The organism is Citrobacter sp. S46_ASV_140 (assembly GCF_018919545.1).
Lineage (GTDB): Bacteria > Pseudomonadota > Gammaproteobacteria > Enterobacterales > Enterobacteriaceae > Citrobacter > Citrobacter braakii.
This window is the reverse complement of the sequence record NZ_JAHLRC010000134.1, coordinates 1-9,132: the sequence shown is the minus strand read 5'-3', so window position 1 is coordinate 9,132 and position 9,132 is coordinate 1. Positions and strand designations below refer to the sequence as shown.

Sequence of the window (9,132 nt, the reverse complement as noted above, 5' to 3'; positions counted from 1 at the left end):
GTGGGTAGTCAGTTACTGGCCTGGGCCGAAGCCACCGCGCGCGAAGCGGGCGCAGAAATAACCGAGCTTTCTACCAGTACCCAACGCCTTGACGCGCACCGCTTTTACCAGCGCGAAGGCTATACCATGAGCCATTTTCGCTTCACCAAACCGTTGTAGGGGGAGCCATGAGTCTGACCATTACGCTGACGGGAACCGGCGGCGCGCAACTGGTGCCAGCATTTGGCTGTGACTGTGCGGCCTGCCAACGAGCACGCTTACAGGCGCAATACCGTCGACGCCCTTGTAGCGGGGTGGTCAAATTTAACAATGCGGTGACGCTGCTGGACGCGGGGATCCCGCATCTGATGGACGACTGGCCAGCAGGCAGCTTCCAGCAGTTTCTGCTCACCCACTACCATATGGATCACGTGCAGGGGCTGTTTCCGCTGCGCTGGGGCGTGGGGGCGACTATCCCGGTGTACGGTCCGCCGGATGAACAGGGATGCGACGATCTGTTTAAGCACCCTGGCATCCTCGATTTTAGCCATACCGTCGCGCCATTCGTGGTGTTTAACCTGCAAGGGTTGCAGGTGACGCCACTCCCGCTCAACCATTCAAAGCTGACGTTTGGCTATCTGCTGGAGACCGCGCACAGCCGCGTGGCGTGGCTCTCCGATACCGCCGGACTTCCCGACAAGACGCTGAAGTTTCTCCACAATAACCAGCCTCAGGTGATTATCATCGACTGTAGCCACGCCCCGCGCGCCGAGCCGCCGCGCAATCACAGCGATGTAAATACCGTTATCGCCTTGAACGAGGTTATCCGCTGCCCACGGGTGATCCTGACGCATATCAGTCATCAGTTTGATTTGTGGATGATGGAGAATCCGCTACCGACAGGGCTCGAAGCCGGGTATGACGGAATGGAAATTGTGCTGAGGTAGGTTTACATCGCACTTAAAGGCTTGTTAACAGGTCTCTGCCCTCTATAACCTTGCCAGCGAAAGATTGCGCTAACGATCGTAATCTTCTTCCATTCTGCGCTCTTCGTCTTCTAACTGACGCCGTTCCTGATCGAGCTGGCGCTGGCGGTCATCCAGTTGGCGGCGGCGGTCTTCAAACTGGCGGCGGCGATTATCATACTGTCTGCGACGATCGTCACTCATCTGTCGCTGCCAGCTTTCATCACGAGAGTCGTCATAATCCCGCCCGCTGTCCGGTTTGTAGGCATCGTTAATCGCCTGCTGAATATTACCGATGGCGTCATCGATAATATCCGCCTGCGCCGATACGGTGGTCATCATCAGCAGAGTGAAAAGTAAGAATGTCGCGGAGCGTTGCATAAAACCAGCCTCATCAAGAAACTCGCCCCACGGTAATCAAAGCGTATTTGCGCGGGTAGCGGAGGAATCTCAATTACGCGAATGCCGCAGCGCCTGCGCCAGTTCTCCCCGAGTGAAGGGCTTACGCAATAACGCCACATCTGGCAGCGCCGGATTATGCGCCGGACGTAAATCCTGGCCGCTAATCAGCAGGATGTTCAGTTGTGGATAATGTGCCAGCGCATGATTAACCACATCCACACCGCTTAAACCGCCGGGCAGCATTAAGTCGCTGATAAAAATATCAATCTCGGATGAAGCCGCCAGCATATGCATAGCCTGTTCGCCGTTGGCGGCCTCTAACGTCAGGTAGCCCAGCAGGTGTAATTGCTCACATAACGTCTGGCGCACATCGGCTTCATCTTCGAGAACCAGCACCAGTTTTTCACCGCGAGTCGGGGTGTGCTGTGCGATTGTCTCCACCGGTGTCTGCACCGGCACAACCGCGCGAGGAAGCTGCAATCTGACCGTCGTTCCCTGCCCAGGAGCACTTTCAATCTCCACGCGGCCACCGGACTGGCGCACAAAACCGTAGACCATAGACAGCCCCAGCCCGCTGCCGCTGCCGGTCTGTTTGGTGGTGAAAAACGGCTCGAAGACCTGAGCTTTCACCTCCTGCGACATCCCGCTTCCCTGGTCGGCAACTTCCAGCATCACCATATCCTGCTTACGCCCATCGCTGCGCGTGACCCGCTGATTCCAGGTACGGATTTTAATCGTGCCCGCCTGCCCGTCCATGGCGTCACGGGCATTCATCACCAGATTAATAATGGCGTTCTCCAGTTGGCTGACATCAATCCACGCGGGCCAGGCGGGAGACTGGGCTTCAATCTCCAGCGTCAACGTAGCCGGAAGAGAGTGGCGCATCAGTTCGCCCAAATTTTCCAGCAGCGTTTTCAGCTCCACCGCATGGGGATGCAACGACTGTTTGCGCGAAAAGGCCAGCAGCCGCTGGGTAAGGAGCGCCCCGCGCTCGGCGGCTTTTAGCGCCCGATTGACCCGTGGCGCATCGGGAGAGTCTGGGTTCACCAGATCCAGGCTGCCAATAATGACCGCCAGCAGGTTATTGAAATCGTGCGCTAATCCGCCTGTCAGTTGCCCTACCGCCTTCAGTTTCTGACTGTGCAACAGCGCTTCCTCCAGCCCCTGGCGCTCGGTGCGGTCGATTTCCATCTGGCTGGTTTTTTCTTTTAGCAATCGGGTGGTGTGCTCCAGCGATGCCGTATTACGGGCGAAGACGCTAAAGGCGCGGGCCAGTTCGCCCAGCTCATCGCGCCGCTGCAGGGCCGGGACGCTAACGTCCGATTCACCATGCGCCAGTCGGGTCATCGCCCGCGAAATGGCCGTCAGGTTAGAACCGAGGTTACGGTAGATATACCAGCCGGCAAAACCGGTGATCACCACCGCCAACAGCGCAAACACCAAAATAAACAACGCGCCGGATTGCAGTTCCTGATGGCTTTGCGCCACCCGCTGTTCGGAGATCAGCGCCACCTGCGAAGCATACCGGTTGATATCGCTGTTGAGGATCGCCACCAGCGCTTTGATATGAAACATATACCAGTTGATCGCCAAATCACTCTGCTCAAGCGCAGAAGAGAGCGGCTCCAGCTTATGCAACTCCTGGTTGAAGTCGGTGAGGATGTTGGTAATCAGCGGATTGCTATTTTGCACAGGCAGCGCGGGCATCACGCCGTCCAGTTGTTTCACCACCGAACGCGGCGTGGGTGTTTCAATGGCGGCAACAATTAAGCGGTCTATCTGCCCCAGCAGCACGTCATCCTGCGCGCCGGTCAGCTTTTGCAGATGACGTAAATAACTTTGATTCTGATACAGCGAACTGAGCAGGGCGTTACGTTCCAGATGTCGCCGTTGCCCGCGCTGCAGCATACCTTCCACGCTGCTTTGTAGCTCCTGGCTGCGCTGGATAATACGCTCGACCAGCGCCGGCTCCTGCTGCGCCAACGGCGCGGTGGCCAACTGTTCCAGCGAATGCTTCAGCGCCCGTTGCGTCTCCTGCAGCCGCTCCGCTTCACCTTTGTATTCCAGCGCGCCGACCACCTGCGACAGCCGCACCGCCGCCGTCGCCACGTTCGCCGTATCCCGCGCCAGGTTCATGCTGCCGGTCATGTCGTCAACGGTTTGCTGCTGCACCTGTTCCTGGATTTGACTGGCATGCTGAAACCCCAGCACCGCCACACCGCTTACCATCAGCGTGACCGTCACCACCAGCAGATTGAAGAACAGCAATCGTCCGCGCGCACTGGCGAAAAAGTGACGTCCTGGTTGCGGCATATCACGCTCCGTGAAGAAAAATCGCAATATGACAAATATGAACGGCTTCTGACATTTTGCATTTACATTCCTGTGATGGACTGCTGATATCGGCCACCCCACAGGAGATCCGCTATGAGCAGGACACCGGTTCTGGAGATGCGCAACATTGCCAAAGCGTTTGGTAAATTTTACGCGCTGAAAGGGGTCGATTTAACGGTCTGGCCGGGTGAGATTCATGCCCTGATGGGTGAGAACGGCGCGGGGAAAAGCACCCTGATGAAGATCCTCGCGGGCGCGTATACCGCCACCAGCGGTGAGATCCTGATCGACGGTCAGCCGTTTCACATTCGCGGGCCAAAAGACGCGCTCAGCGCAGGCATCACGCTGATTTACCAGGAGATGCAGCTCGCGCCGAACCTGACGGTGGCGGAAAATATCTTTCTTGGCAGCGAGCTGTCGCGCGGCGGTCTGGTCCAGCGTAAAGAGATGGTGATGCAGTCGCAGAAAGTCATCGACCGACTCGGCGCCCAGTTTAAGGCCAGCGATCGCGTGATGACGTTGACCATCGCCGAACAGCAGCAGGTGGAAATCGCCCGCGCCCTGCACCGTAACAGCCGCATTCTGGTTATGGATGAACCCACTGCCGCCCTCTCCTCACGTGAAACCCACCGCTTGTTTGAACTGATCATGCGCCTGCGCGATGAGGGGATGGCGATTATCTACATTAGCCACCGCATGGCGGAGGTGTATGAACTCTCGGACCGCGTCAGCGTCCTGCGCGACGGGCAATATGTAGGCAGCCTGACCCGCGACAAACTCAACGCCTCTGAACTGGTGCGCATGATGGTGGGCCGACCGTTAAGCGATTTGTTCAACAAAGAGCGCGATATTCCCTTAGGTAAAGCGCGCCTCAACGTCCACCACCTGACCGACGGCCATAAAGTCCAGCCGTGCAGTTTGCTGGTGCGCTCCGGGGAGATCGTCGGCCTTGCCGGGTTAGTCGGCGCCGGGCGTTCTGAACTGGCTCAGTTGATTTTTGGCGTGCGTAAAGCCATCGGCGGCATGATTGAAGTAGACGGTGAACCGGTGGTGATCCACTCCCCTCGCGAGGCAATTGACCACGGCATTGGCTTTCTGACGGAAAACCGCAAAGAGCAGGGATTGTTTTTAGAGCTGGCGGCAGCAGAGAACATCACCATGGCGACGCTGGAACGTGACGCCAACTGGGGCATGCTCGATCGCAAAAAGGCGCAGGCTATTTCCGATGACGCCATCCAATTGCTCAACATCCGCGTTCCGCACGCCCAGGTACGCGCGGGCGGGCTGTCCGGTGGTAATCAGCAAAAGCTGCTGATTTCACGCTGGGTCGCGATCGGCCCACGCATTTTGATCCTCGATGAACCCACGCGCGGCGTAGACGTTGGCGCCAAAAGCGAGATCTACCGGATCATGAACGGCATGGCGCGCAAAGGCGTGGCGATCCTGATGATCTCCAGCGAATTGCCGGAAGTTGTCGGTATGAGCGATCGCGTGTACGTCATGCGGGAAGGCAGCATTGCCGGTGAGCTGAACGGGCAAAGTATTACCCAGGAAAATATTATGACGCTGGCAACCGGCGTGAACGACTCCCATCATCAGGCGGTGTCCCATGAATAATCCAACCACTCCCCAGCAGGTGGCGAAATCCGCCTCCGCGAAAAAATTGCTGATGAGCGATCTGATGCAAACGGTCGGCATCTTGCCGATTCTCATCCTGATAGTGGCGGTGTTTGGCTTTATCGCGCCAAACTTTTTTACCGAAAGCAACCTGCTGAATATTACCCGCCAGGCGTCGATCAACATCGTGCTGGCGGCTGGCATGACCTTCATTATTTTGACCGGCGGGATCGACCTCTCGGTTGGCTCGATTCTCGGCACCACCGCCGTCGCGGCTATGGTCGTTTCGCTGATCCCTGAGTTTGCCATGCTGTCGATTCCGGCGGCGCTGATGCTCGGTCTGGTGCTGGGGTTGTTTAACGGCGCGCTGGTTGCTTTTGCCGGACTGCCACCGTTTATCGTCACGCTTGGAACGTATACGGCGCTGCGCGGCGCGGCCTACCTGCTGGCCGACGGCACGACGGTGATCAATTCCAATATCAGCTTTGAGTGGATCGGTAACAACTATCTTGGTCCGGTTCCGTGGCTAGTGGTCATTGCGCTGGCGGTGGTGGTGATGTGCTGGTTCATTCTTAGGCGCACCACACTCGGCGTTCATATTTATGCGGTCGGCGGCAATATGCAGGCCGCTCGTTTAACCGGTATCAAAGTGTGGCTGGTGCTGCTGTTCGTCTACGGCATGAGCGGTGTGCTCTCAGGTCTTGGCGGGGTGATGAGCGCCTCGCGGCTATACAGCGCCAACGGCAACTTAGGCATGGGTTACGAGCTGGACGCCATCGCGGCGGTGATCCTCGGCGGTACCAGCTTTGTTGGGGGGATCGGCACCATCACCGGCACGCTGGTAGGGGCGTTGATTATCGCCACGCTCAATAACGGCATGACGCTGATGGGCGTCTCCTATTTCTGGCAACTGGTGATCAAAGGGGCGGTGATCATCATAGCGGTACTGATCGACAAATACCGTACCCGACACCATCAAAGTGCATAACAACAACATCTTACTTCGAGGAATACAGCATGAGATTGAAGCCCTTAGTCACCGCGCTCTGTGCTGGCGCACTGCTTGCTGCAGCTCCGTTTGTGCAGGCAAAAGAACTGAAATCGATCGGCGTTACGGTGGGCGATCTGGCCAACCCGTTCTTCGTGCAGATCACCAAAGGCGCGGAGCTGGAAGCACGCAAACTGGCGGGTGATAGCGTTAAAGTGACGCTGGTTTCCAGCGGCTACGATCTGGGACAACAGGTGTCGCAAATCGACAACTTTATTGCCGCCAAGGTCGACATGATTATTCTTAACGCCGCCGACTCCAAAGGCATCGGCCCAGCGGTAAAACGCGCGAAAGACGCAGGGATTGTGGTGGTTGCCGTTGACGTAGCGGCGGAAGGCGCAGATGCGACCATTACCTCCGATAACACCCAGGCGGGTGAAATGGCCTGTAAATACATTACCGACCGTCTGAAAGGGAAAGGCAACGTCGTCATTATCAACGGGCCGCCGGTTTCCGCCGTCCAGAACCGCGTCGAAGGCTGCCAGACCGAGTTTAAACGCCACCCGGATATCAAGGTGCTGTCGTATAACCAAAACGCCAAAGGCAGTCGCGAAGGCGGACTGGAGATCATGACCGCGCTGCTGGCGGCGAATCCGAAGATCGACGGCGTATTCGCCATTAACGATCCTACGGCGATCGGTGCCGATCTGGCGGCAAAACAGGCACAACGTAGCGAATTCTTTATTGTCGGCGTAGACGGATCGCCAGACGCTGAAGAAGCGTTGAAGCGGGAAAACTCACTATTTGTGGCGACGCCTGCACAAGATCCACAGGTGATGGCTGCCAAAGCGGTCGAAATCGGCTATGACATATTGCAGGGGAAACCCGCCCCGAAAGAACCCGTACTGATCCCGGTGACGATGATCGATAAAAACAACGTCGGCAGCTATAAGGGTTGGACGGTGAAATAACCCCTTAACCGACTGATGCTCTCCTGCCGCAAAGAGAGTAAAAGAAGTATGAGCGCCCGTCAGGGCGCTTACCTCATAAAAACTGAGAGTAATAAATATCCATTTCCCGCTCTATATTTTGACTCACTATCAAAGAATAAATCATAATTGCCGTATAAATAACCAGAATGCCGATAACTAAAGGAGTAAACGTATACCAGGGATGATTATTGAACATTTCCGTTGGCACGAGACTTACAAACCCTATACCCCATAAAATAATTGCGCAAACAATTATGATTTTCCAATAATTCCCGAAATCGAGCTTACCAAGTGCAGGCCAACATCCTGGATATTTAGCAGCTATTATTCCGGTTTGAATCGTGCCTGCGGATGCACTGGCGAATAACTGATGTCCTTGACCATATTTTGCAGCATCCGCAGCCAACGCCAATACAACCCAACGCTGAACCTCTGTGCTTTGCCCAGTAACGGCTTCCAGTTCATATCGACTATCGGCCAAAATGTTCACTTTTGCGTTTTCCACCCCACTAAACATTACTAATTTTGACTGTTTATCCAGTGAGTTGAACCACATCTTTTTAATTTTACTCACATCCACTTGTTGAGCAGATAAATATGCACTTACGATTTCATCAAGATAATATGGAGTACTGTCCATCATACGCAATAAATATAAAGGCGTGTCTTTATCTTCAAGCAATTTTGCATTGGTAAAAATAAAGGCATTAGCACTTTCGAAAAAAACAGAATTATTTTTATTGTGCAATTCAACTGTAATAACCAGGTTGTTTTCAGAAATATTTAGGCCAATCCAATCATTGATTAAAGAATAATCCGGACAATCATGAAGAATATTAACGTCTCCGACCTTATTGCTGGAGATGCCCAGACTTGCGAGTACCGCCCTGAAACTATTGCCGATAGTGTCATCCGCACCCTTAACATACAACCAGGTATTAAACGGACGATACTCTTTGACAAGAGAATTCTTGAGTGGTTCGATCAACCGTCTTAGCACTTTATCAACTCTGGCGTCATCCATTGAATCAACTTCGATATCAATTCGTAACGGCGTTGCAGAACCTGCTGGCGCTTCCCCTTCTAGTTTCTGAATTTTTAATGCCAGTTCAGGCACCGGGAGAATTGATGAATAGTCTAAAAGAGGCAATGCCTGTATTGCCCAGTTTTTCCACTTATACATACCATACTGCTCAAGGTAACCCGCATAATAAAACGGAAAAGATATTATACCGTGAATGATTATCACCACACACCAGATTACTAACACTATTAGAGAAGGGATTACTATTGCATTCCATGTCAAATCATCAGCAACTTTCTTTTCCTGAAGCCAGTTTAATATATGGTACATCATACATAACAAGAATATAGCACAGCTAATAACCAGCATAATATTTAGCGGGAATTTTCCTGGGTCTTGATAGGGATTCTTGTTTGGTATCTTCCATTTACTCATTTGCTTGTCCCCGCCATTGGCAGTGTGGTTTTTATTGCACAACCGCATGCAGCCCTACACCCATCCACAACAACGCCTCTACCGTCCATTGTCCAGGTTGGTTCAAAATCAAGTATGGGAAAGGTTCCTTTATGCGCAACACAAAGAACAGTATCCCCCATTAAAGCGACAGGAATTCCCATAAACTTGCTACCAGAAGCTTTGTTCACATACCCACCGTTTTCCAGCGGGTCATTTAGCCTGATTACACCTTTCATATTATTTCCCCGCATCCAGGTCACAGCGCATCCGGGTCCATCCCTTATAGCCCTCCACCTCTGGTTCTTTGTCGGGCAGGTTTTGATAATTTGCCTTATAACCCTCCGTTAAATGGGCTAAAGCAGCTTTCATAAAAAC

The 9,132-nt window shown here is 53.9% G+C and carries 9 protein-coding genes; 5 read left to right on the top strand and 4 right to left on the bottom strand.

Annotated features, from left to right (window positions below; genetic code table 11):
- Both KQJ19_RS20565 and phnP read left to right on the top strand, forming a co-directional pair.
- The coding region (locus KQJ19_RS20565) for a GNAT family N-acetyltransferase (RefSeq protein ID WP_346011603.1) at positions 1-159 on the top strand (159 nt) is incomplete at its 5' end.
- An 8-nt stretch (positions 160-167) separates the two neighbouring features.
- A complete protein-coding gene (gene phnP / locus KQJ19_RS20560) occupies positions 168-926 on the top strand; it encodes a phosphonate metabolism protein PhnP (protein ID WP_016155390.1) in 759 nt (252 codons plus the stop codon).
- 69 nt (positions 927-995) lie between these two features.
- Here the strand turns inward: phnP and yjdP are convergent, their stop codons facing one another.
- Positions 996-1,325, bottom strand: a complete 330-nt coding sequence (yjdP, locus tag KQJ19_RS20555) for a DDRRRQL repeat protein YjdP (protein WP_016155470.1) — start codon at positions 1,323-1,325, stop codon at positions 996-998.
- 69 nt (positions 1,326-1,394) lie between these two features.
- Complete coding sequence (locus KQJ19_RS20550) at positions 1,395-3,659, bottom strand: hybrid sensor histidine kinase/response regulator (RefSeq protein ID WP_016155388.1); 2,265 nt, start codon at positions 3,657-3,659, stop codon at positions 1,395-1,397.
- Positions 3,660-3,773: 114 nt separating this feature from the next.
- Between KQJ19_RS20550 and KQJ19_RS20545 the strand changes: the two genes are divergently transcribed.
- Genes KQJ19_RS20545 through KQJ19_RS20535 form a run of 3 tightly spaced genes read left to right on the top strand, consistent with a single transcriptional unit; the run spans position 3,774 to position 7,256 of the window.
- Entirely contained in the window at positions 3,774-5,297 is a 1,524-nt protein-coding gene (locus tag KQJ19_RS20545) for a sugar ABC transporter ATP-binding protein (protein WP_216404063.1), read from the top strand.
- Positions 5,290-6,285: a hypothetical protein gene (locus KQJ19_RS20540; protein ID WP_016155386.1), complete on the top strand. Its 996-nt coding sequence runs from the start codon at positions 5,290-5,292 to the stop codon at positions 6,283-6,285. The genes KQJ19_RS20545 and KQJ19_RS20540 overlap by 8 nt, the downstream gene beginning before the upstream one ends.
- Positions 6,286-6,314: 29 nt before the next feature.
- Entirely contained in the window at positions 6,315-7,256 is a 942-nt protein-coding gene (locus tag KQJ19_RS20535) for an ABC transporter substrate-binding protein (RefSeq protein WP_019077849.1), read from the top strand.
- 73 nt (positions 7,257-7,329) lie between these two features.
- Here the strand turns inward: KQJ19_RS20535 and KQJ19_RS20530 are convergent, their stop codons facing one another.
- On the bottom strand, positions 7,330-8,736 hold the full coding sequence (locus tag KQJ19_RS20530; RefSeq protein ID WP_216404062.1) for a hypothetical protein: 1,407 nt from the start codon (positions 8,734-8,736) through the stop codon (positions 7,330-7,332).
- Positions 8,733-8,993 (bottom strand): PAAR domain-containing protein, encoded by a 261-nt coding sequence (locus KQJ19_RS20525; RefSeq protein WP_016155465.1) that lies wholly within the window; start codon positions 8,991-8,993, stop codon positions 8,733-8,735. Before KQJ19_RS20525 ends, KQJ19_RS20530 begins: the two co-directional genes overlap by 4 nt.
- Positions 8,994-9,132 lie beyond the last annotated feature (139 nt).

Excerpts from the sequence above, each read along its gene's own strand:
- phnP (WP_016155390.1), top strand. The coding sequence starts at position 168 with ATGAGTCTGACCATTACGCTGACGGGAACCGGCGGCGCGCAACTGGTG.
- yjdP (WP_016155470.1), bottom strand. The coding sequence starts at position 1,325 with ATGCAACGCTCCGCGACATTCTTACTTTTCACTCTGCTGATGATGACC.
- KQJ19_RS20550 (WP_016155388.1), bottom strand. The coding sequence starts at position 3,659 with ATGCCGCAACCAGGACGTCACTTTTTCGCCAGTGCGCGCGGACGATTG.
- KQJ19_RS20545 (WP_216404063.1), top strand. The coding sequence starts at position 3,774 with ATGAGCAGGACACCGGTTCTGGAGATGCGCAACATTGCCAAAGCGTTT.
- KQJ19_RS20540 (WP_016155386.1), top strand. The coding sequence starts at position 5,290 with ATGAATAATCCAACCACTCCCCAGCAGGTGGCGAAATCCGCCTCCGCG.
- KQJ19_RS20535 (WP_019077849.1), top strand. The coding sequence starts at position 6,315 with ATGAGATTGAAGCCCTTAGTCACCGCGCTCTGTGCTGGCGCACTGCTT.
- KQJ19_RS20530 (WP_216404062.1), bottom strand. The coding sequence starts at position 8,736 with ATGAGTAAATGGAAGATACCAAACAAGAATCCCTATCAAGACCCAGGA.
- KQJ19_RS20525 (WP_016155465.1), bottom strand. The coding sequence starts at position 8,993 with ATGAAAGGTGTAATCAGGCTAAATGACCCGCTGGAAAACGGTGGGTAT.